26 protein-coding genes are annotated in these 21,445 nt (G+C 70.2%); 15 read left to right on the top strand and 11 right to left on the bottom strand.

The window, feature by feature from the left end; genetic code table 11:
* Window positions 1–132: 132 nt before the first annotated feature.
* The 4 genes from RPQ07_RS34150 (at window position 133) to RPQ07_RS34165 (ending at window position 1,700) form a co-directional block, all read left to right on the top strand.
* Window positions 133–438, top strand: a complete 306-nt coding sequence (locus RPQ07_RS34150) for a UBP-type zinc finger domain-containing protein (protein ID WP_313948115.1) — start codon at window positions 133–135, stop codon at window positions 436–438.
* Between the two features lie 94 nt (window positions 439–532).
* Window positions 533–805: a type B 50S ribosomal protein L31 gene (locus tag RPQ07_RS34155; protein ID WP_313948116.1), complete on the top strand. Its 273-nt coding sequence runs from the start codon at window positions 533–535 to the stop codon at window positions 803–805.
* A 203-nt stretch (window positions 806–1,008) separates the two neighbouring features.
* Complete coding sequence (locus RPQ07_RS34160) at window positions 1,009–1,311, top strand: metalloregulator ArsR/SmtB family transcription factor (protein WP_313948117.1); 303 nt, start codon at window positions 1,009–1,011, stop codon at window positions 1,309–1,311.
* Window positions 1,308–1,700: a VOC family protein gene (locus RPQ07_RS34165; RefSeq protein WP_313948118.1), complete on the top strand. Its 393-nt coding sequence runs from the start codon at window positions 1,308–1,310 to the stop codon at window positions 1,698–1,700. Before RPQ07_RS34160 ends, RPQ07_RS34165 begins: the two co-directional genes overlap by 4 nt.
* 85 nt (window positions 1,701–1,785) lie before the next feature.
* Here the strand turns inward: RPQ07_RS34165 and RPQ07_RS34170 are convergent, their stop codons facing one another.
* A complete protein-coding gene (locus tag RPQ07_RS34170; RefSeq protein ID WP_313948119.1) occupies window positions 1,786–2,322 on the bottom strand; it encodes a DUF4240 domain-containing protein in 537 nt (178 codons plus the stop codon).
* A gap of 138 nt (window positions 2,323–2,460) precedes the next feature.
* On the opposite strand from RPQ07_RS34170, the gene RPQ07_RS34175 reads away from it, so the two are divergent.
* From RPQ07_RS34175 to RPQ07_RS34185, 3 genes are all read left to right on the top strand, one after another.
* Window positions 2,461–3,036 (top strand): DUF2165 domain-containing protein, encoded by a 576-nt coding sequence (locus RPQ07_RS34175; RefSeq protein WP_313948120.1) that lies wholly within the window; start codon window positions 2,461–2,463, stop codon window positions 3,034–3,036.
* A 390-nt stretch (window positions 3,037–3,426) separates the two neighbouring features.
* Window positions 3,427–4,581 carry a glycoside hydrolase family 64 protein gene (locus RPQ07_RS34180; protein ID WP_313949121.1) on the top strand — a complete coding sequence of 385 codons (1,155 nt, stop codon included), beginning with the start codon at window positions 3,427–3,429 and terminating at the stop codon, window positions 4,579–4,581.
* Window positions 4,582–4,710: 129 nt separating this feature from the next.
* Window positions 4,711–5,247: a hypothetical protein gene (locus tag RPQ07_RS34185; protein ID WP_313948121.1), complete on the top strand. Its 537-nt coding sequence runs from the start codon at window positions 4,711–4,713 to the stop codon at window positions 5,245–5,247.
* A gap of 76 nt (window positions 5,248–5,323) precedes the next feature.
* On the opposite strand, the gene RPQ07_RS34190 is transcribed toward RPQ07_RS34185, so the two are convergent.
* The 3 genes from RPQ07_RS34190 to RPQ07_RS34200 all read right to left on the bottom strand — a co-directional run bounded on the left by RPQ07_RS34190 (window position 5,324) and on the right by RPQ07_RS34200 (window position 8,481).
* A complete protein-coding gene (locus tag RPQ07_RS34190) occupies window positions 5,324–6,094 on the bottom strand; it encodes a hypothetical protein (protein WP_313948122.1) in 771 nt (256 codons plus the stop codon).
* Complete coding sequence (locus tag RPQ07_RS34195; protein WP_313948123.1) at window positions 6,091–7,719, bottom strand: serine/threonine-protein kinase; 1,629 nt, start codon at window positions 7,717–7,719, stop codon at window positions 6,091–6,093. Before RPQ07_RS34195 ends, RPQ07_RS34190 begins: the two co-directional genes overlap by 4 nt.
* Before the next feature lie 198 nt (window positions 7,720–7,917).
* On the bottom strand, window positions 7,918–8,481 hold the full coding sequence (locus RPQ07_RS34200) for a dihydrofolate reductase family protein (protein ID WP_313948124.1): 564 nt from the start codon (window positions 8,479–8,481) through the stop codon (window positions 7,918–7,920).
* 149 nt (window positions 8,482–8,630) lie between these two features.
* On the opposite strand from RPQ07_RS34200, the gene RPQ07_RS34205 reads away from it, so the two are divergent.
* The gene (locus RPQ07_RS34205) at window positions 8,631–8,849 is read left to right on the top strand and encodes a hypothetical protein (RefSeq protein WP_313948125.1); all 219 of its coding nucleotides are present in this window, start codon (window positions 8,631–8,633) and stop codon (window positions 8,847–8,849) included.
* 379 nt (window positions 8,850–9,228) lie between these two features.
* Here RPQ07_RS34205 and RPQ07_RS34210 read toward each other — a convergent pair whose 3' ends face one another.
* From RPQ07_RS34210 to RPQ07_RS34235, 6 genes are all read right to left on the bottom strand, one after another.
* On the bottom strand, window positions 9,229–10,005 hold the full coding sequence (locus RPQ07_RS34210; protein WP_313948126.1) for a metallophosphoesterase family protein: 777 nt from the start codon (window positions 10,003–10,005) through the stop codon (window positions 9,229–9,231).
* Complete coding sequence (locus RPQ07_RS34215; protein ID WP_313948127.1) at window positions 10,002–10,256, bottom strand: hypothetical protein; 255 nt, start codon at window positions 10,254–10,256, stop codon at window positions 10,002–10,004. The genes RPQ07_RS34210 and RPQ07_RS34215 overlap by 4 nt, the downstream gene beginning before the upstream one ends.
* Window positions 10,253–10,987: a nucleotidyltransferase family protein gene (locus RPQ07_RS34220; RefSeq protein WP_313948128.1), complete on the bottom strand. Its 735-nt coding sequence runs from the start codon at window positions 10,985–10,987 to the stop codon at window positions 10,253–10,255. Before RPQ07_RS34220 ends, RPQ07_RS34215 begins: the two co-directional genes overlap by 4 nt.
* Before the next feature lie 68 nt (window positions 10,988–11,055).
* A complete protein-coding gene (locus RPQ07_RS34225) occupies window positions 11,056–12,102 on the bottom strand; it encodes a YihY/virulence factor BrkB family protein (protein WP_313948129.1) in 1,047 nt (348 codons plus the stop codon).
* A gap of 95 nt (window positions 12,103–12,197) precedes the next feature.
* Window positions 12,198–12,665 carry a DUF5709 domain-containing protein gene (locus RPQ07_RS34230; RefSeq protein ID WP_313948130.1) on the bottom strand — a complete coding sequence of 156 codons (468 nt, stop codon included), beginning with the start codon at window positions 12,663–12,665 and terminating at the stop codon, window positions 12,198–12,200.
* 214 nt (window positions 12,666–12,879) lie between these two features.
* The gene (locus tag RPQ07_RS34235; protein WP_313948131.1) at window positions 12,880–14,532 is read right to left on the bottom strand and encodes an IclR family transcriptional regulator C-terminal domain-containing protein; all 1,653 of its coding nucleotides are present in this window, start codon (window positions 14,530–14,532) and stop codon (window positions 12,880–12,882) included.
* A 190-nt stretch (window positions 14,533–14,722) separates the two neighbouring features.
* Between RPQ07_RS34235 and RPQ07_RS34240 the strand changes: the two genes are divergently transcribed.
* The 4 genes from RPQ07_RS34240 (at window position 14,723) to RPQ07_RS34255 (ending at window position 18,672) form a co-directional block, all read left to right on the top strand.
* The gene (locus RPQ07_RS34240; RefSeq protein WP_313948132.1) at window positions 14,723–15,496 is read left to right on the top strand and encodes a CoA transferase subunit A; all 774 of its coding nucleotides are present in this window, start codon (window positions 14,723–14,725) and stop codon (window positions 15,494–15,496) included.
* Window positions 15,496–16,140, top strand: coding sequence for a CoA transferase subunit B (locus RPQ07_RS34245; protein WP_313948133.1), 645 nt, complete (start codon window positions 15,496–15,498; stop codon window positions 16,138–16,140). Before RPQ07_RS34240 ends, RPQ07_RS34245 begins: the two co-directional genes overlap by 1 nt.
* A gap of 31 nt (window positions 16,141–16,171) precedes the next feature.
* Entirely contained in the window at window positions 16,172–17,362 is a 1,191-nt protein-coding gene (locus RPQ07_RS34250; protein ID WP_313948134.1) for an acetyl-CoA C-acyltransferase, read from the top strand.
* Window positions 17,363–17,490: 128 nt separating this feature from the next.
* A complete protein-coding gene (locus RPQ07_RS34255) occupies window positions 17,491–18,672 on the top strand; it encodes a 4-hydroxybenzoate 3-monooxygenase (protein WP_313948135.1) in 1,182 nt (393 codons plus the stop codon).
* Window positions 18,673–18,769: 97 nt separating this feature from the next.
* Here the strand turns inward: RPQ07_RS34255 and RPQ07_RS34260 are convergent, their stop codons facing one another.
* Window positions 18,770–19,252 carry a DUF6069 family protein gene (locus tag RPQ07_RS34260; protein ID WP_313948136.1) on the bottom strand — a complete coding sequence of 161 codons (483 nt, stop codon included), beginning with the start codon at window positions 19,250–19,252 and terminating at the stop codon, window positions 18,770–18,772.
* Between the two features lie 376 nt (window positions 19,253–19,628).
* Here RPQ07_RS34260 and RPQ07_RS34265 point away from each other — a divergent pair, with 376 nt between their 5' ends.
* The 3 genes from RPQ07_RS34265 (at window position 19,629) to RPQ07_RS34275 (ending at window position 21,414) form a co-directional block, all read left to right on the top strand.
* Entirely contained in the window at window positions 19,629–19,850 is a 222-nt protein-coding gene (locus tag RPQ07_RS34265; RefSeq protein ID WP_313948137.1) for a DUF5999 family protein, read from the top strand.
* 299 nt (window positions 19,851–20,149) lie between these two features.
* Window positions 20,150–20,764, top strand: a complete 615-nt coding sequence (locus RPQ07_RS34270; protein ID WP_313948138.1) for a hypothetical protein — start codon at window positions 20,150–20,152, stop codon at window positions 20,762–20,764.
* A complete protein-coding gene (locus RPQ07_RS34275; protein WP_313948139.1) occupies window positions 20,764–21,414 on the top strand; it encodes a hypothetical protein in 651 nt (216 codons plus the stop codon). The genes RPQ07_RS34270 and RPQ07_RS34275 overlap by 1 nt, the downstream gene beginning before the upstream one ends.
* The last annotated feature ends 31 nt before the right edge of the window (window positions 21,415–21,445 follow it).

Genomic DNA, 21,445 nt, shown 5'->3' on the forward strand with positions numbered 1-21,445 from the left:
CTGCCGCTGTGAATCCGGCGTGTTGTGCGGCCGACGCCGCTGAGTCATGCCGGTACGTTCAAGCGGTACGTGCAAGCCGGTACGTACGTCGCCCGCGGGTGGTCCAAGGAGATCTGCCGAGGAGGTGCCACCATGACTGACGTGTTCCGTGTCTGCAGTCACCTCGACCAGGTCCGGCCCGTGGTCACACCCGACAGCCCGGATTCCTGCATGGAATGCGTCGCTGAAGGTGGCACATGGGTGCACCTGCGGGAGTGCCAGATGTGTGGGCATGTGGCCTGCTGTGATTCCTCACCCGCCCGCCACGCCACCGCACACAACGCCTCCACCGGCCACCCGTTGATTCGCTCGTACGAACCGGGCGAGACCTGGTGGTGGTGCTACGAGGACCAGGTGGTCTTCGACGTCGAGGGTGAGGGCCCGGCCCGAGCGGCTTAGGGCTTGGCCCAGTCGGTCCGGCAGTCCCCGCGAGCTTGCGCGACGGGCCACCCGATCACCGGTGACACACATGTCTGATGCTCAAGGAGCTGTCATGCAGGAAGACAAGCACCCGGCCTACCGTCCTGTGGTGTTCCGAGACCGTGCGGCGGGTTACGCCTTCCTCACGCGTTCCACGGCCACGAGCGATCAGGAGATCACCTGGGACGACGGCGAGACGTACCCGGTGGTGGACGTCGAGATCTCCTCGGAGAGCCACCCCTTCTACACCGGCAAGGCGCGGACGGTCGACTCCGAGGGGCGCATCGCCCAGTTCGAGCGTCGTTTCGGGAGCACCCCCGAGTCCGGCGGCGAGGGCAGTGCGTGAGGCGACCGCGTGGCTCACAGCACGGGGCCGTGTGCGTCACGTTTGATCTTGTGGGGCGAGCACACACCGCCGAAGCGGCCTGATCCCGGACACGGCTTTCCCGGTCCACCACCCCTGTCCTGGCCACCCTCGACGGCGGGCCGACACCGGAAACGGCGCACCACGACTTGATAGGCAAGTGAATGCTTGCCTATTATGTGGTCGTGGCCGACGACCTTTTCAAAGCCCTGGCCGATCCCACCCGGCGCACCATTCTCGACGAGCTCACGGAGAAGTCCGGACAGACCCTGTTCGAGATCTGCTCGCGATTGAGCATGAAGCATCAGCTCGCGATCTCACGCCAGGGGGTCTCCCAGCACCTTGCCGTGCTGGAGGCCGCCGGGCTCGTCGAGACCAGGCGGGAAGGCCGCTACAAGTTCCACGACCTGAACACGGCCCCCCTTCGGCAGATCGCCGAGCGATGGCTCGTGCCCGACACATCCGGACCGGAAGAGAGCACCCCATGAAGATCCGTCTGACCAGCGTCTTCGTCGACGATCAGGCCAAGGCCCTGCGCTTCTACACCGAGATCCTCGGCTTCGTGAAGAAGCATGACGTCCCGTTGGGGGAGAAGGACCGGTGGCTGACCGTCGTCTCGGCCGACGAGCCCGGCGGCACCGAACTCCTCCTGGAGCCCGCCGGCCACCCGATCGTCAAGACCTACCGGGACACGCTCGTCGGCGACGGCATCCCGCTCGCCCAGTTCGCCGTCGAGGACGTGACGGCGGAGTACGAGCGCCTGCGCGGCCTCGGTGTCCGCTTCACCCAGGAGCCGCTGGAGATGGGGCCCGTCACCACCGCCGTCTTCGACGACACCTGCGGCAACCTCATCCAGATCGCGACCCAGCCGCAGTAGGCGGTCGGCTGCGCGGGCCCGCCCGCGACGGGAGCACCCGCCCCGGAATGCAACGGCGGCGGGGTCGCGGCTCCGGCAGCACGGCTCAGTCCGTGAAGAGCGCCGCGATCCGGGGCAGCCGGGCGGCGATCCGGCCGTGGTCGTCGAAGTCGAAGTCCCAAGCGGGGTCGAGTGGGGGGTAGTTGATGCTGAAGGAGCCTCCGGGCAGCTGCGCATCGGTGGCTCTCTCGTAGGCGTCCCAGGCGATGCTCAGGGTCCGTTCCCCTTCCAGATCCATGCCCACGCTCGCTGCCGCGCGGACGGCGGGCAGGTCGGCGAGACGATCGGCATCGTCGACGACCTGCTCGAAGGTGGTACGGCCCTGAGTGATCAGCCAGCCGCGGAAGTACTCGAAACCGTCGTCCGAACACCCGCCGTTGATGAGATAGGCGGCAGCCCAGAGGGGCGACTTGTGCGACGCGGCCATCACGTCCCACAAAATCTGCTGGGCGTCGAGGATCTGCTGGGGTTCCTGGGCGGCCAGCAGTTCCGTGGCCCGGCGGGCGATGTCCTCCGCATCGGTCGGATCCGCAGCTCGGCCGCGAGCTTGTTCCATGACGTTCCAGAACTCTTCGGTGTCCATGGCGGCACAGCCTGGCACCCGGGTACGACAACCGACGGAATCCCGCCGTGCCGTGCACCCCGGAATACAGAGGCGCGGGACGCGTTGAGAAGCTACAACTCCCTTGCAGCAAAGGGCTGTACGGCGACTGGAGGGCGTGTGGCGGAGCGTGGACCGGGGTCACGTACCCGGCTGGACCGGATATCTTTGCTCGGCACCTTGCCCTTCGCGGCCACCGCGCTCACCGGCACCGTCGCGGTGTACATGGCTCTGGTGGCCTTCGGGAACATCACCGACTTCGACACCAATCGGCAGTTCGTCCAGCATGTGCTGGCCATGGACACCACGTTCAAGGACGAGGACGTCATGTGGCGGGCGATCGAGTCCCGCACGCTGAGCGACATCGCGTACGTCGGGATCATCGTCTGGGAAACGGTCGCCGCGGTCGTCCTCGTCGCGGCCACCTGGTGGTGGGTGAAAGGTCTCGCGCGAGGCGAGTTCATCCGGGCGCGACGGGCGTCCACTCTGGGGCTGACCATGATGCTGCTGCTCTTCGGTCTCGGATTCATCGGCATCGGCGGTGAGTGGTTCCAGATGTGGCAGTCGTCCGACTGGAACGGGCTGGATGCCGCGAGCCGCAATGTGATGCTCGCTGCCTTCGTGCTCGTCGTGATCCATCTGCCCGCAGTGGGCGGCCGGGACGAGGGGGCGGAGACCGCCGGCCCGGTGCGGTGAGTACGGCTCCATGAGCCCTCCGACGCCGGGCAGGTGCCGCGGGGCTGCCGGACCGCACCGCTGAAGTGTGCTCGACGCCGGAGGCGTGACGGAGGCCCGTCACGCCTCCGAGAGCGCTCCCGCACCGTCCGCGCGCCCGCCTGACCCGACGTACCCGGCCTCGCTCAGTGGCCCGCCCGGCCCGGATCGACAGACCCAGCTGTGTCAGGTTCATTGACAGAAGATGAACGCGGCCGGATTCTGAGAGCGCTCTCACCCTTCAGGCACCGTCCATTCCCTCCCCTCTGGCGACCCACAGGCCGCGTGGGCGCCGCACTTCCCGTCCCTCGGGATTCACCCCCACAAGGAGGAAAGAGCGTGTTCCCCTTACCGAAAATGCTCGCGTCCGCGATGTCGGCGTTGGTCGTCGCCACGGGCCTGACGGTCCTCGGCCCGTCGACATCCGCGGAGGCCGTGCCGGCGACCATTCCCCTCACGATCAAGAACAGTTCGGGACGCAGCGAACCCGTCTACATCTACAACCTGGGCACCGAACTCTCGTCGGGCCGGCAGGGCTGGGCCGACGCCAACGGTACGTTCCACCCCTGGCCGGCGGGAGGCAATCCGCCTACGCCCGCCCCCGACGCCTCGATCGCGGGACCGGCCAACGGGCAGACCAGGACGATCCGGATGCCCAAGTTCTCGGGCCGCGTCTACTTCTCCATCGGCCAGAAGATCGTCTTCAAGGTCACGACCGGCGGTCTGGTGCAGCCCGCCGTGCAGAATCCGTCCGACCCCAACCGCAACATCCTGTTCAACTGGTCCGAGTACACGCTGAACGACGCCGGTCTGTGGATCAACAGCACCCAGGTCGACATGTTCTCGGCTCCGTACGCGGTGGGCGTCAAACTCGCCAACGGCACGGTCAAGAACACCGGCAGGCTCAAGCCGGGCGGGTACAACGCCGTCTTCAACCAGCTGCGTTCGGCGGGCTGGGGCGGACTGATCCAGAACCGCCCCGACGGCACTCCGCTGCGTGCGCTCTCACCCGGTCACGGCATCGAGGCGGGCGGCCTCTCCGCCGGCGTCATGAACGACTACATCAACCGGGTCTGGAGCAGGTACAGCTCGTCCACGCTCACCGTGACGCCGTTCGCGAACCAGCCGAACACCAAGTACTACGGCAGGGTCTCGGGCAACGTCATGAACTTCACGAACGGCTCGGGAGCAGTGGTCACAAGCTTCCAGAAGCCCGACTCCGACAGCGTCTTCGGCTGCTACAAGCTCCTCGACGCCCCCAACGACCTGGTCCGCGGACCGATTTCCCGCACCCTGTGCGCGGGCTACAACCGCTCGACGCTGCTGACCAACCCCAACCAGCCCGACCCCAACAACGCCAACTTCTACCGGGACGCGGTCACCAACCACTACTCGCGCATCATCCACGGGCAGATGGTCGACGGTAAGGCGTACGGCTTCGCCTTCGACGACGTGGGTGCCCATGAGTCCCTGGTGCACGACGGCAACCCGCAAGAGGCCTACATGACGCTGGAACCGTTCAACTAGGGCCTGTCCGCCCCCTGGGCCCTGTCCGGAGAACGGCCGGACAGGGCCTTCCGGCCCGTCCGCCACTGTCGTACCCAGGTTCTATGGTGGATCTCCCGAAGGAGGACACCTACGGACGGGGCGAACGGCATGACGGACTTCACGGGACGCTGGAAACTGCTCGGGGCGGTCTCCCACGACCCCGACGTGGCATACGAGTCCGAGGACGAGATCAGGATGGACGCGGTGATCGGCGGCACCCGGCTGGACCTGGCACTGCTCCTGCGCAAGTGGCTCGCCGGCGAGACGTTCGATGCGGAACCGCCCCTGGAACCGGCGGCGGGACTGACCCTGGACATCGGTGACGACGACACCTTCACGGAATCGGGTACGGCCGAGGTGGAGTGGTTCTGCGAGGAGGGTGTCCTCGAAGCCAAGGCCCTGCCGTTCGACGGCCGGATCGTCACCACCCCCGCCGGGAGCCACCTCCTGCTGCACGATCCCGTGACCGAACCGGCCTCCGCGGATGGCTACCGGTACGGCGACGTCCGACTGCGGCTGGACGACGGCGACACGCAGATCGCCGACACCGTCGTACGGGCCGGCGACAGGCTGCGCCGGACGGTGTCCGTGGTGACCGACGAGATGTACCTCAGCCGCGTGCGGTACGAGTACGGGCGCGCCTGACCCCGCAATCCACCTGACCCCTGCGACCGTCGACGCTGCCACCCGTGAACCGCCCGCCGGTCCCCGCCGGTTCCCGTCAGGGGCAGCTGTATGCGAATCGGACGTCCGCCGTGCGCGGGGACGGTGAGACGATCCGCAGTTCCGCCCGGGCGCGGTACTCCCCGGACCCGTGGAACGTCCACAGCAGATGCAGCCGCGCCCGCTCCTGGCCGCGCGTCAGCTTCTCGGTCAGCAGTCCCGATGTGGTGCCGTCGCTCCGCACCCAGCGGTAGGTGAGGGTGCCCGGCCGGCCGTTGGTGTCCACCACGCCCACTACATCGGCCGTGCCGTCGCAGCCGGGACCCTCGGTGACCGTACGGACGGACACGTCCTGCACGGCGAGACCGGGCCCGAAGCGCTGCCAGGCGAGGAAGACGAGAACCGCCAGCAGCACCACGCCCGCCAGGGTGTACCGGCGGAGGCCGCCGCGGCGGGGCTTCTCGGGAGGCCGGCCGTTCTCGGGCAGTCCCGCCAGGGTGCCGCCGTGCCAGACCGCGGCCGTGGAGTTGTGGGGGACGCGGTTGCGGGCGAGCGCCGTCACGCCCGGCCCGAAGCGCAGGACCTTCCCCTCCACCCGGTCGGGCTCCGCGTCCGGCCGCACACGCTGGACCAGGGTCGCCCTCTCGGTGCCGGTCTCGGGTTCGGGTTCGGGTTCGGGGCGTTCGAACCACTGGCTGCCGAGCGCGGTCGCGCTGTACTCGTCGCCGCCGTCGTCGTGGCCTCGTCCGACCTCTGAACGGTCATGGCCGCCCTCGGAGCCGGGTCCTCCGTCGTGGTCACGGAGACGGTGGGTTCGGTCGTCGTTCATGAGATCGTGCACCGCCGGATGAAGACCTGCTGGGAGGAACTGCCGGAGGCGGCCGCCGGGTTGGTCGACGCCCGTACTCCCCAGTAGCAGCCCCTCCCCTGGAAGGTGTGGTCCAGCGTCAGCGTGTACTGCGTCGCGCCGCTGCGCTCGAAGGTCTGCGACCCGTCCGGGACGCCGAGTTGCCCTTGGGTGTCTCCCGTGAACCAGGTGATGACGACGGTGACGGGTCCCGTTCCGTCGGTGGCGACGTCCACCGACGCGACGCCGCCCGTGGTCGACACCTGGCGCAGGCCGGTGACGGACACGGACTTGACCCTCAGCGGAGCCGTGGTGGGCTCCGAGGGTGTGGGTGCGGCGGTCGTGGGGTCCGCGGTCGGTGGGCTCGGGGGAGTGGTGGGCGGATCCACGACGGGCGTGGGGGTGACGGCTCCGCCGCTCGCGGTGTCCGTCGGTGAAGGGGACGGGGAGTCCGTGGCGGACGGCGAGGCGGATGCGGACACGGAGGGACTCGCCGACGGGGACGGGTCCTCGCTCGGCCAGACGGTCGTGCCGGGCCGGGCACTGGTGGTGGCGAGAGACTGGGCCGTCACCTGTGGGACGCCGCCGCCCGTGGCATCCGCGGCCACCACGACCAGTATCCCGATGACGATGGCGGCGACACCGGTCAGGATGCCCCGGAGGCCGGGCTTCCAGCTGCCGCCCCGGCTTCCGCCGAGCGCCGTCGTGGCCACCGCCGTCGTTCCCGCCGACTGTCCGCCGGAGGAGGGGAACAGGAGCGGCAGCAGGGCGGCCAGCGCGGCGAGCCGCCGCTGACCCCGCTCTTCCCAGTCCTCGCCGTACGCGGCCCGGGCGACGTCCTCCAGCTCGTTCACGAACGCCGCCGCGTTCTCCGGGCGTTCCTCCGGGGTCTTCGCCAGTCCGCGCCGGATCAGCGGCCGTACCGGTTCGGGGGCGTCGTCGTCGGGGACCGGCGCGCCGATGTGCTGAAGGGCCAGTTCGGCGAAGTTCTCGCCGGTGAACGGCTTGTGTCCGGTCAGGCATTCGTAGAAGGTCGCGGTCGCCGCGTAGACATCGGCGGCCGGAGAGGCGGGTTCCCCGTTCCACTGCTCCGGCGCCATGTACGCGGGGGTCCCGGCCACTCCGGGGGTGGTGCCACGGCCCGCCGCGATACCGAAGTCGACCAGCTTGGACGATCCGTCCGCGGCGACCAGGACGTTCTCCGGTTTGTAGTCACGGTGGACGACCCCCGCGCGGTGCGCCGCGGCCAGCCCCAGCAGGGAGCCCTTGAGGACCACCAGTGCGGCCTCGGGCCCGGTGGCGCCCTCGCGGAGCAGCAGCGTGCGCAGGGCGACACCGTCGACGAGCTCCATCACGATGGCGGCGCCGTGCGGCGCTTCGACGTACTCGTACAGGCCGACGACGTACGGCGAGTCGAGACCGCCGAGCAGCCGGGCCTCGGAGCGGAAGTCCTGGACGAAGGCGGTGTCCGTCCGCAGGGTCTCGCTGAGGTACTTGACGGCCACCGGAACGCCGGTCGCGTCATGGACGGCCAGGACGACCCGCCCGCTGGCGCCGGAACCCAGCTCACGGGTCTCCGTGTACCCGGGCACTGTCCACGCGTTCATCCGTCCCCCTTGCCGCAAGTGCTCCCGCCGTATGTCCGGGGCGTGGTCGCACGGAACGCGACCGCCGCACGGTAGCCCACTTGCTCTCCCCAGGGCAGACACAATTCCGTCACGACCGGTTCCCGTGCCCCGGGGACCGAGGAACAGCTCCCGGCCGGCGGCTTCTGCCGCGCTCGCCGTCCCCGGCGCCGCTCGTTGCTATGCGGTCCGGTAACGCAGCAGCAGTACACCGGAGTTGAACTGCCGTGTCTCGACCAGGCGCAGCCGCGGGACCTTTTCGGCGTCCTCGAAGAGACGCTGCCCGTGGCCGATGACGACCGGGTACACGAATAGCCGGTACTCGTCGACGAGTCCTGTCCCGACGAGTTCGCGCACCAGGGTCATGCTGCCGGTGGTGACGATGTCCTTGCCCGGAGCGGACTTCAGCGCCTCCACCTCCTCCATGAGGCCGCCGCGCAGAACGGTGGTGCGGTCCCACTCGGGATCGTCCAGGGTGCCGGACACCACGTACTTGGACACCGAGTTGAGGTAGTCCGACACGCCTGTGGTGTCGTCGGTCCGGCGGGGCCAGAAGCCTCGCATCTCCTCGAAGGTGACCCGCCCGACGAGAAGCGCGTCGGCGGCCGCCATATGGGTGCCGAGTGCTGCCTCGATGTCGGACCGGTCCGCCTCCGCGTCGACCCCGGCCGGGCCGAACCAGCCCTCTGCCGCATCGATGACGCCGTCGAGCGTGATGTTCTCGGTGATGATCAGGTCGCGCATGTCCGGGCTCCAGACGTCGGTTCGGTCTCCTCCATAGGACTGCCGCCGTGCGCCGGACTCATCGGGTTGCCGGGTTCATCGGGTTGCCGGACTCATCGGGTTGTGGCGTCCGGGATGCATTCGCGCTCCGTGCGAGGCACGGTGGAGGCATGCCTCCTCACCCACCGGTCATCGTTCACCCTCCGTCGCCCAGCGGCGGCCGAAGAGTGACCATCCACGGACAGATCGCCGGCCTCGCGCACGGCCGCGGCGACCTGGCGGAACTGCTGCGCAAGGAACTCGGTGCCCAGGACGAGGTGATCGATCTGTCCGACACGGATCTGATCGAGTGGCGTGGCGGCGGAGTCGACGACTGGCCGCATCCCTGAGGAGCGGGCCGCATCGGGAAAGAGGAAGCCCCGGCTGGAGGGGGGAATCCAGCCGGGGCGGTATGAGGTGGACACGGAGGGCGGTCGCCTCGCGGCGAAAGGCTCCATGGGGCTTCAGCCGAACGATCTTCCCCATGGGCTGTAGGTAGGGCCCGGGGACACTGTCCCCTCCGCAGCCACATACCGCTCAACGGGCGGCCGGCCCGCGTTGTTCCGGTATTCACCGTTCCGACATGTGATGTGCCTTATGCCGACCGCGGCCTCGTGCCAGGAGCGGTCACGCAGGCGCGAACCGGCCCCGGGGCCCAACGGCGTCGATCACCACGGCCGGTTCGGTAAGTTCCGGCGTATCCATGGCCGCGACGGCTGCACGGCGGCCTCAGTGGAGGGCGCCCGCTCCTGTGCTCGCGGCGCGGGCCTGCGCATCATCGTCGTGGACGGCCAGGTGGTAGACGGCGAAGGCCCTGCCGATCACCGGCTGGGCGACATTGCGCACCCGTACACCGCCGCTGGTCATCCCGTGTTCGGCGCCGTGATGCGCGTGCCCGTGGACCGCGAGGTCGGCGCCCGCGGCGTCCATCGCCTCCGCCAGCAGATAGCTGCCGAGGAAGGGGAAGATCTCCAGCGGCTCGCCCGCCAGCGTGTCCGCCACCGGCGCGTAGTGCGTCAGCGCGATCCGTACGGTGCAGCCGCGCGCCTCCAGATCCTCCAGGGAGCGCCGCAGTTCCGCCGAGCAGCGTTTCGTCAGGCGGATGAAGTCCTTCATCTCGGGTTCGCCGAAATCGCCGCCCTCGCGTCCCGCGAAGCCCCCGCCGAAGCCCTTGGTCCCGGCGATCCCGACGCGTACACCGCCGATGTCGAGCACCGTGCCGTCGCCTTCCAGCACGGTGACGCCGGCCTCGCCGAGCAGGTGAGCGATCTCGGTCTGGAGATCGCTGTGGTAGTCGTGATTGCCCAGCACGGCCACCACGGGCACGTCGAGGCCGGCCACCTCCCGGGCCACGACGGCGGCCTCGTCGAGCGTCCCGTGCCGTGTCAGGTCCCCGGCGAGGAGCAGCAGATCCGCGCACTCGCCCAGCGTCTCGAAAGCGGGGCGGAGCACGCCGGCGCTGTCCGGGGCCATATGGATGTCGCCGACTGCTGCTACGCGGATCACGCCAGCTCCTCGGGGTGGTCGGGGGCGGTGGCACACACCACCACCAGGTCCTCACGGACGGGCAGCCCCGAGAGCTCGTCCTCGGCGATACGCAGGATCTCGTCGCGGCAGGCGGCGCTCGGCACGCTGCCGGACAGCAGGACGCTGTCGCCGCGTATCTCGATCCGCACGCCCATCTCCGCGGCGGATCCCTTCGCCAGCCGCTCGCGCAGATGGGCGATGCGGTACTCGGCGGTATCCGTGTGGCTCATGAGTCCTCGTCCCCCTGCTCGGTGTCCGTACCCCGCTCGTCGATGATCTCCAGACGTTCCAGAAGGTAGAGGAAGGCATCGGGCATCGGAGCGTCCTCGTAGTCCCGGCGCAGCCGGTCCCAGTCGATCTTCTCCCGCAGCGTCCGGGCGATCGGCAGGACGGCGCCGAAGTCGCAGTGGTGCTCCGAGAACGCGGCCATCAGGCTGCTCACCAGGTCGGTCGGGGAGAGGACCGGCATCCGGACCGAGTCCACCGGCAGGATCTCCGCCCGGTCCAGCAGCTCGTGCGTCACGGGACGCTGGGCGAGCTCGAAGATCAGGTCGATCTCCTCGCCGTGGCTGCGCGCCTTGATCAGCCAGTCCTCGGGAGGCGTGCGGACCTCGACGCCCGCGGCCTCCAGCTCCTGGGTCACCGCCTCGGCGTCCTCGCGCAGGATGCAGAAGTCCACGTCGTGCTGGAAGCTCGCGGGCACCCCGTGCGCGTAGGCGGCGACGCTGCCCACCAGGGCGAACGGGTGCCCGCCGCTCTTGAGCCGGGCGGCGACGTGCTTGGTCGCTTCCAGGATGGCCTGCGTACGGTCCGGCGGCAGGGGCCATGGGCTGCTCCGCCGGCCGGCGCCCTGGGCGGCTTCGGCGGGGAGACCGGTCGCCGGGCTGCCGACGGCCAGGTGCAGGCCGGTCGGCTCCGCGCGGTCGCCGAGCTGCGTGGCGTCCTGAGAGTGCTTGCTCACGAGTGCACCGTCCTCCTCGTCGGCCGGCCGGGAACTGTCGGCTTCCCGTCCTGTGGCGTGGTCCCTCTTCACTCCGTGCCCATCTCGCGGCGTTCCTCATCGCTCCAGGCCCGGGTGTCACGGGGCTGGACGTACGGTTCCTCGTCCGCGGGATGCCCGCCGACGATGGCCCGCTCGCGTGCCATCTCGGCGTCGAACTCCAGGCCGAGCAGGATCGCCAGATTGGTGATCCACAGCCACACCAGGAAGACGATCACGCCGGCGAGGGTGCCGTAGGTCTTGTTGTAGGAGGCGAAGTTCGCCACGTAGAGGGCGAAGCCGGCGGAGGCCGCGATCCAGATCAGCAGGGCCAGGAAGCTGCCGGGCGTGACCCACTTGAAACCGCGCCCCTTCGCGTTCGGGGAGGCCCAGTACAGGATCGCGATCATGACCGTGACCAGCAGCACCAGGACGGGCCACTTCGCGATGGACCACACCGTCAGCGCGGTGTCCCCGATGCCGAGGGCGCTGCCCACCTGCCGGGCGATTCCGCCCGTGAACACGACGATCAGCGCGCTGGCGCAGGCCAGGACCATCAGCACCACCGTGACGACGAGGCGCAGGGGAGTGACCTTCCAGACCGGGCGGCCCTCGGGGATGTCGTAGACGGCGTTGGAGCTGCGGATGAACGCCGCCACATAGCCCGATGCCGACCACAGCGCCGCCAGCAGACCGACGATCGCCAGGACCGATCCGGTGCCGCTGCTGGCCTGGAGCTGCTCGACGGCGTCGGAGATGATCTGGCGCGCCGACCCGGGGGTGAGCTTCTCGAGATTGTCGAGAATCGACTGCGTCGTGGACTTCCCCGCGACGCCGAGCAGTGACACGAGCACCAGCAGCGCCGGGAACAGCGCGAGCACTCCGTAGTACGTGAGCGCGGCGGCCCGGTCCGCGAGTTCGTCGTCCTTGAACTCCGCGGCCGTACGGCGCAGCACCGACCACCACGACTTCTTGGGCAGCTCCGCCGGAGTGTCCGGGGCCGCCTCGGACTCACCCGGAGGAGGGTTCCCGGTCTGCGCCGAGGGGTCCTCGGGGTGTGCCGGAGGCTGTTCCTTGGTGTGCCAGATGCGTGCCATGCCGTTACGGGTAACCGCAAAACCGCTGAAGTCACCTGCCCGGCAGAAGTCCCGCCGTGCGGCGGCCGTGCGGATGCCCGGCGGGCCCGCAGCCGCTACGGGGTGCCGTCCTCCTCGTCGGGAATCGTGTGCATCGCGGCTTCCTCCGCGGACGCCGCGCCACCGTCGATGCCGACGTCCCGCGCCGTCACGTCGTTGTACTGACGGGACGCGTAGCCGTCCTGGGTCAGCCTTCCGGAGCGGGCGTCTCCCGCCTCGTCGTCGATGGGCTCGCCCTCGCCGCGGGGCAGATCGCCGATCCCGTCACCCGGCTCCGGTTCGACGTCCGGAGTCTCCTGGGCGAGCCGCTGATCGAGGGACTCACCCTCCCGCTGTTCCTCGCCGGTGGTGCCGTACTTCCCCACACCCAACGGGCGCTCGGGCGGTGAGTAGCCTTCCTCGACGATGTCGTCCAGGTCCCGCTCGCCGATCGCATTCTCCAGGTCGAGGTCGTCGGTCGGACGGTTCTGGCTCTCCGTCGCGTCGGGCTGGTACACGTCGTCGCCACGTGCTTCGTCGGACATGTCAGGCTCCTCGTCTCCCGTGAGATCGGCCCCGTGGTGGGCGGGCACGAATCGAAGCGCGTGCCGCACCGGCGTGCGTACGCGCAAAGTCGCACATTCCGGGTGCCCGAAGAGAAGCGGGTAAACCACTGGGACTGCTGGGAAGCCACGTCGCCATGACGGCGGCGTCCGCTGCCGCAGGTGCCCCGCTCGGGCCGAAGCCCAGGGCCACCGCTCAGGACGACGGGATCCTGGTGAACCGTCCGGCGATGCGCAGATCGGCCTCGATCCGGGCGGCCGCCGACCGCAGCGCGGGCAGCACCTCCGCCATGCACTGGTCCACGGTGCGGCGGCTGCTGTGCATGGCGACGTTCACCGCCCCGACCGCTCGGCCGCCGAGGTCTCGCACCGGCACCGCCAGGGAGCGCAGTCCCTCTTCGAGTTCCTCGTGGACCAGTGCGTATCCGTCTTGCGCGACCTGTGCGAGAACGGCGTCGAGCCGCTCCCGGTCGGTGACGGTCCGGGTCGTCAGTGCGCGCAGTTCCGTTCGTGCCAGCAGCGCCGCACGATCGCGCGCCGGCAGGTCGGCCAGCAGGACACGCCCCATGGATGCCGCGTACGCCGGAAATCTCGTACCGATCCCGATGTTGACGCTCATGATGCGGCCGGTCGCGACCCGGGCCGTGTACTGGATGGCATCGCCGTCGAGCACCGCCAGGGATGCCGAGTCGTGCACCTCCCGCACGAGGGCGGCCAGATGCGGTGAGGCGATGTCCGGCAGCGTGATGCGCGACAGCGGCGGATACCCGAGCGTCAGCACCTTCGGGGTGAGGCGGAAGGTCCGCTCGCCTGCCTCCACGTGTCCGAGGTGCTCCAGGGTGATCAGCGCGCGGCGGGCGGTGGCGCGCGCGAGTCCGGTGGCCTGGGCGACCGCGGCGAGCGTGAGCTCCGCGCGTCCCTCGCCGAAGGCGGTGAGCACGGTCAGGCCGCGGGCCAGCGACTCCACGAACTCGGCACCGAGTTCCTGCTTGGAGGCGCCGGTCCAGGCGGCGAGCCCGCCCGCCCGGGGCTCGGTCGCGACCCGGCTCGTCCTCAGCCGCTCCTCCATCGCGGCCACGGCGTCCCGCGCCCGGGGCAGCAGCGACTCGCGCATCGAAGCCGCGGTATGGCGGCTGGTGTGGCTCACCACGCCGACGGCGCAGACCACCCGGCCGTCGGGGGAGCGGACCGGCAGGGCGAGCGTGATCAGGCCCGGTTCGACGAGCTGATCGTCCAGGGCCCAGCCCTGCGTGCGGGCCTGTGCGGCACGTTGCTCGAAGCCGGGCTCCTCTTCGGCGGTATCCGCAGCCGGCAGGACGGCGTGGCCCTGCGGGCCGGCGCCGCGCCGTGCGCGCCGGTGCGACCACTCCTTCTCGCTCCAGGACGCGGCGAACACCGCTCCCTGCGCGGTCCGTTCGGCCGGCAAGAGGTCTCCGATGCCGAAGGTGAGCGACATCGCACGCCGCCGCCTCGTCCGGTGGACGAAGCGGATGCCGTCACCGTCGGGCACGGCAAGCGAGACGGACTCGTCGAGTGAGTCGGCGAGCTGTTCCGCGAGCGGGCCGAGCGGGCCGGGCAGCCGGATCGCGGCGAGGTAGGCGTTGCCGAGTTCCATCAGCCGGGGCGCGAGGACGGCGGTGTGTCCGTCGAGCCGGAGGTAGCCCATGCGCGCCAGGGTCGCGGCGATCCGGTCGACGGTGGAGCGGGCGAGCCCGGTGGAGCGTACGAGCTCGCTGACGGTGGCCCGTCCGTCCGCCTCGCTGATGTCGTCGAGGACGGCGATACCGCGCATCAGCGGGCCCACGGCCTCCCGGGGCGCCGCGTCGGAGATCGGGGTCGTGACGGCCATCGGCCCTCCGTGCGGTCGTCTTGCGTCGATGCCCTGGAGCCCGGCCTCGGCCCCCAGTCGGCCCGTGGGGCCGTTGACATCGCGTGGCCGGTGAACGCACACTCGTCCGAGTGAAAAATGAACTGTAGTTCATCTGGCGAACCACCGCATCCCTGTCGGTGCTTCCGCCCCATGACAAGGAACCTCCGCGATGGACAAGGTCAAGCAGAGCGCAGCCGACGCGGTCGGTGACATCGGGGACCACGCCTCCCTGGCGGTCGGCGGCTTCGGCCTGAGCGGAGTGCCGAACACCCTGATCGCGGCCGTCCTCGCCCGCGGGGTCCGCGGACTGCGGGTCGTCTCCAACAACTGCGGGGTCGACGGTGCGGGCCTCGGAACCCTGCTCGCCGCCGGCCGGATCGCCCGTGTCACCGGCTCGTACATCGGGGACAACAAGGAGTTCGCCCGCCAGTACCTCGGGGGAGAGCTGGAGGTCGAGCTCGTACCGCAGGGCACGCTCGCCGAACGGCTGCGGGCCGGTGGCTGCGGCATCCCCGCCTTCTTCACCCCCGCCGGTGTCGGCACCCAGATCGCGGACGGCGGGCTGCCCCTCCGCTACACCCCCTCCGGGCCGGATACCGGTACGGGCGCGGTGGCCGTGCCGAGCCCCGCCAAGGAGGTCCGCGTGTTCGACGGACAGGAGCACGTCCTCGAGTACGGCATCACCACCGACTTCGCGCTGGTCCGGGCCGCGAAGGGGGACCGCTACGGCAACCTCGTCTTCAACAAGGCCGCACGCAACTTCAATCCGCTCGCCGCGATGGCCGGGCGGGTGACCGTCGCCGAGGTCGAAGAGCTCGTGGAACCGGGAGAGTTGGACCCCGACGCCGTCCACCTTCCCGGTGTGTTCGTGCAGCGCGTGGTCGTGCTCGACGCCGGGCAGGCCGCGGACAAGCGGATCGAGAAGAGGACGGTACGAGCCTGATGGCGTGGACGCGGAACGAGATGGCCGCCCGCGCGGCCGCCGAGCTGACCGACGGCTCGTACGTCAACCTCGGCATCGGACTGCCCACCCTCGTCCCCGGCTTCCTGCCCGAGGGTGTCGATGTGGTCCTCCACTCCGAGAACGGCATCCTCGGCGTCGGGCCCTATCCGACCGACGAGGAGGTCGACGCCGACCTCATCAACGCGGGCAAGGAAACCGTCACCGTCCGGCCCGGAGCCGCCTGCTTCGACTCCGCCCTCTCCTTCGGCATGATCCGCGGCGGTCACATCGACACCGCCGTCCTCGGTGCCATGCAGGTCTCCGCCACCGGTGACCTCGCCAACTGGTCCGTCCCCGGAAGGATGATCAAGGGGATGGGTGGCGCCATGGACCTGGTCCACGGAGCCCGCCGGGTGATCGTCCTCACCGAACACACCGCCCGGGACGACACCCCGAAGATCGTCCGGGAGTGCACCCTCCCGCTCACCGGCAGGGCGTGCGTGCACCGCGTCATCACCGACCTCGCCGTCCTCGACATCACCGAGGAGGGGCTGCTGCTAGTCGAGACCGCGCCGGACGTCACCCCCGACGAGGTCCGGGCGAGAACCGCGGCGCCCGTCCGTCTGCCCGTCACCACCCCATGACACCCCCTTACGCCCGCACCCAGGAGCTGAGATGACCGACCGCCTCCGTGATGTCTACGTCGTGGACGCCGTCCGCACGCCCATCGGCAAGTACGGCGGCGCGCTGTCCGGCGTCCGGCCCGACGACCTCGCGGCCGGCGTCCTCGGCGCACTCGTCTCCCGTACGCCCGACCTCGACCCGGCGCGGATCGACGACGTCATCTTCGGGAACGCCAATGGGGCCGGGGAGGACAACCGGGACGTCGCACGCATGGCCGTGCTGCTGGCCGGACTGCCCGTCACCGTGCCCGGCGCCACGGTCAACCGGCTCTGCGGTTCCGGTATGGAGGCCGTCATCCAGGCCGCCCGTGCCATCGCCGTGGGAGACGCGTCCATCGCCGTCGCGGGCGGTGTCGAGTCCATGAGCCGCGCGCCCTGGGTCGTGCCCAAGCCCGAACGCGCCTTCCCCGCGGGCCACCAGGAGATGTTCTCGACCACGCTCGGCTGGCGGATGGTCAATCCGAGGATGCCCGAGGAGTGGACGGTCGCCCTGGGCGAAGGCGCCGAACTGGTCGCCGACCGCTACGGCATCGACCGTGAGGCACAGGACGCCTTCGCGCTCGCCAGCCACCAGAAGGCCGCCCGTGCCTGGGACGCGGGGCTGTACGACTCCGAGGTCGTCCCCGTCGACGGCGCCGACCTGGCCCGAGACGAGTGCATCCGCGACAACACCTCCATCGAGGCACTCGCCAAGCTGAAGCCCGTCTTCCGCCAGGGCGGCACGGTCACGGCGGGCAACTCCTCACCACTCAACGACGGCGCCGCCGCTCTGCTCCTCACCGACGAGGACGGTCTGCGCGCCACCGGCCGGGAACCGCTGGCCCGCATCGGCGCCACGGCCGTGACCGGCATCGAGCCGCAGTACTTCGGCGCCGGGCCGGTCGAGGCGGTACAGCGCGCACTCAAGAAGGCGGGCCGAGGGGTCGGTGACCTCGGCACCCTCGAACTCAACGAGGCGTTCGCGGCCCAGGCGCTCGCGTGTGCCGGCCAATGGCCCGGACTCGACCCGGCCGTGATCAATCCGCGCGGCGGCGCCATCTCCATCGGCCACCCGCTGGGCGCGTCCGGCGCCCGGATCACCGGAGCAGTGGCGCACCAGCTCGCGGCTGCGGGCTCCGGCACGGGCATCGCGGCCCTGTGCATCGGTGTGGGCCAGGGTCTGGCGCTCGTCCTGGAGAGGTGACCGTGTCGGGGGCGGCGGGCCCCGGTGAGCTGTCCGTGACCCGGCCCGCGGTCACCGGGAGCTGACCCGGGGACCGCCCACGCCACCGGCCCCGTCCAGGGAGCCTCATCCAGGGAGGAGGAGTGCTGATGGACACCACCGTCGGTATCGTCGGGGGCGGCCCGGCCGGGCTGCTGCTCGCCCGGCTGCTGCGCAACGCCGGCATAGCGAGCGTGACGCTGGAGTCCCGCGACCGGGGGTACGTCGAGAGCCGCCAGGGCGCGGGCATCCTGGAACAGGGCACGGTGGACGTCCTGCGCTCCGCGGGGGTCGGCGAGCGCATGGACCGCGAGGGAATGACCCACGACGGGATCGAGCTGCGCTTCGACCGGCGTGCCCACCGGCTCGACCTCCTTGCGCTCACCGGCGGCCGGAGTGTGATGGTGTACCCGCAGGCCGAGGTGGTGAAGGACCTGATTGCCCGCCAACTGCGCCAGGGCGACCCGCTGTTGTTCGAGGCGGAGGTGCTCGCGGTGGAGGGGGCCGACACGGACCGGCCTGTCGTCCGCTTCCTCCACGAGGGACGGGAACGGACGCTGTCCTGCGACTGTGTCGTGGGCTGCGACGGCGCCGACGGAGTGACCCGCACCGCGATCCCCGAGTCGGTCCGGACGACGTACGAGCAGGTCCACCCGTACTCCTGGCTGGGCATTCTCGCCGAGGCGCCGCCCGTGTACGACGAGTTGATCTACGCACACTCCGATCGCGGGTTCGCCCTGGCCGGCATGCGGTCCGCCACGGTCAGCAGTCTCTGTCTCCAGGTGCCGAACGGCACCGATCCCGCCGACTGGCCCGACGACCGGGTATGGGACGAGCTGGACGCCCGGTTCGCCCTCGACAGCGACCCCGGGTGGCAGCTCCGACGAGGACCTGTGGTCGCCAAGACCGTGCTGCCGTTGCGCAGTTCGGTGACCGAGCCGATGCGGTACGGCCGGGTGTTCCTGGCCGGGGACGCTGCCCATGCCGTGTCACCGACGGGGGCGAAGGGCCTCGATCTCGCGGCATCCGACGTGATCACCCTGGCCCGCGCCCTGATCCACGAACAGAACACCGGATCGGCGGAGCTCCTCGACGCCTACTCCGACACGTGCCTGCGCCGGGTCTGGCGCGCGGAGTACTTCTCGTACTCCATGACGACGATGCTCCACACCGATCCGGCCCAGTCCGCCTTCGACACCCGTCTGCAACTGGCCCAGCTGAACCGCCTGGCGACCTCGCGGCACGCGGCGGCGGAGCTGGCGGACAACTACACGGGGCTTCCCGTCGGCTGAGGCGGCACGAGTGCGGACAGGGTGGTGGCCCCCGGGATCCGGGGCCACCACCCTGTCCGCGGCAGAGGGTCTCCGAGCGGGCTGTCGCACCCACCGGTCAGGACGCGGCGGGGCGACGGTGCGTCAGCCGGATCGTCAGCACCGGAATGATCACGGCCGCGGCGACCAGGTGCGACAGGGCCAGGACGATCTGGGTCGAGAGCGATGTGTGCGGAGCCATGAACGGCGGTGCGAGGGACAGCACGGTCATCGCGACGGTCGTGACGGCGAAGGTACGGGCCGGACGCTTGGCGAAGCGGGCCAGCAGCACCGCGAGGACGATGCCGACGACGGACCAGAAGAGCACACCGAACGCGAAACCGAGGGGTGGGATCGCCGCCGCCGCATCCGCGCCGGGATTCGCCGCCTCCATCGGGACGCCCGCGCCGCGGGCGACGGTCGCGAAGACTTCGGTCGTGATCGCCCCCGCGACGGCGGCGACGACACCGGCCCGCCACACGGGCTGCGCGATCACTGCGGCACGGAACACGCGGGCCGCACGGGAGGTACGGGGTTCGGTGGTGAGGGTCGTGGTGGTCATGATGCTGCCTCCTGGCGCATGACGGGTTGTATTTGTCATCGAGGCAGACGGGACCGTGGCCGTGAACTCATCGGTTCCGGCAGAGTTTTCTCCGAGGTGTCGAGATCGACGGAGCCGGCACTGTCGGACCCCGGTGACAGACTCGTGTGCACCACGGAACAGATCGCAACGAAACCGTGGGCACCACAGAACGGATCACAGAACGAAACACGGAACGGCCGCCGCGATCCGATGAGTTCTCGTTGCCGGCCCGGTCGTATCCGGTGACACAAACAAGACGTACGGAGCGCAGCATCCTTGATGAGAGACCCGGACTCGACACGAGGCCGGACGCGATGAGAGACAGACCCGGAGATTCAGGAATCGGAGACATGAGATGTGCACACACCGACCCACCTGCCCGACCGCCGCCCACCCCGACCGTGACGCCGCACGTATCGTCGTCGCCCACCCCGAACAGGGCTGGAGCCTCCTGTGCAACGGCACGGTCGTCTTCGACGACACCGGCGAGCTGCTGCCGGACGGTGAGATCATCCCGCCGCACCGTCCTCTCGCCACCACCCCGCCTTCCCGTGGGCAGTTGACCGTTGCCGCCTGACCTGTCCGAACCGCCTGATGTGCCCGTCAGGACTCCGGTCACCGATCACCTCGCGTGACCCGTCGCCCTCGCGTACCACCCGCTGACCCGGACAGCCGCCGGTGCCGCAGCCGGCCGGCATCGCCCCTCGTGTTCTCGCTCGTCCGACTTCGTCCGACGGTGTTTCCGTCCGTCGTGCGCACGGGCGCCCTCGCACCACCGGTTTGGCCGCTGCAATCCGGGCAACCCGGCGTTCGAACGGCGTCCAGCAAGCGAATTCACCGAGTTGGGCACATGACACGTGATACGGGAAGGCAGCCATGTCCACAGTCCTGACCATCGTCGCACTGGTCGCGGTAGTTGCGATCGTCGTCGCCGCGGTGTTCTACCTCGGCCCGGGCAAGGGAGGCGGACGGGGGCTCAAGCGCCGGTTCGGTCCCGAGTACGACCGGGTGCTCGCCCGCCACGACGGCGACACCAAGGCCACGGAACACGAACTGAACGAACGGGTCAAGCGGCACGGTGACCTGAGGCCGAAGCCCCTCGCCAACGAGGCGCGCGAACAGTATGTCGCCCAGTGGGCCGGTCTCCAGGAGCAGTTCGTCGACTCCCCGGCCCAGGCGGTGGCCGACGCGGACAAGCTCGTCGCCCGTCTCGCTCGGGACCGGGGCTTCCCCGAGGCCTCGCAGCACGACGAGCACCTGGACGCCCTCTCCGTGCACCACGCCCAGCACGTCGGCGGCTACCGCCGTATGCACCTGGCCACCCGCGCCAAGTCGAGCACGGAGGAACTGCGCGAGGCGATGGTCGAGGCCCGCGCGCTCTTCGAGGCCCTGGTCACGGCCGGGCCCGAGGACACCCGCACCACCCGTGAGCGTCCTGTCGACAGCGGCCGCCGCGGCCACCTGCTGAAGCCGAAGGGGAGTGGCGTGTGATGGCGTACGAAAAGGAGAAGGTCCCGGCACCGAAGCGCATCGGTACCCCCGACCCGCTGGAGACGGAGAAGCCGGCCGCGTCCCGCGCACGGCCCGAGTCCGGCGAGCCGCTGGAGCCGGCGAAGCCTGTGGACTCCGGCCGACCGGTCGAGCCCCGCGAGCCCGCCGGACCGGCGACGTTCGTCGAGCCCGCCGCCGCGACCGGCACCCGTGAACCGGCCCGTCCGGTGGCGGCCGACACCGACGCCACCGCACCGCGGATCGGGACCACGGACGTGCCCAGGACTCCGGAGTCCCACGACACCCCGGTTCCGCACAGCGCTCCGGCCGGCCCCGCGCACTCCGAGCCGCAGGAGCACAAGACATCGGGTCATCTGATCGCGCAGGATGAGCGGGAGAAGCTGGCCCGTCGTCTGCGCGACTCCCTCAGCGGGTTCGTCGACGCCCCGCGGCACGCCGTCGAGGACGCGGCCGCGGTCATGGACGACGCCGCCCAGAAGATCACGACCGCGCTCACGGAGCAGCGCCGCGCCCTTCGCGCCGACTGGCACGGCGAGGGGAAGGGCGGCTCGAGGGAGGCGGACACCGAGGATCTGCGCCTTGCGCTGCGCTCCTACCGCGAGATGACGGAACGACTGCTGCGTCTGTAGAGCGTGTGACTGACGGCTGTCGACGGATGAG

Origin of the sequence: Streptomyces sp. AM8-1-1 (assembly GCF_032229325.1) — a bacterium.
Lineage (GTDB): Bacteria > Actinomycetota > Actinomycetes > Streptomycetales > Streptomycetaceae > Streptomyces > Streptomyces achmelvichensis.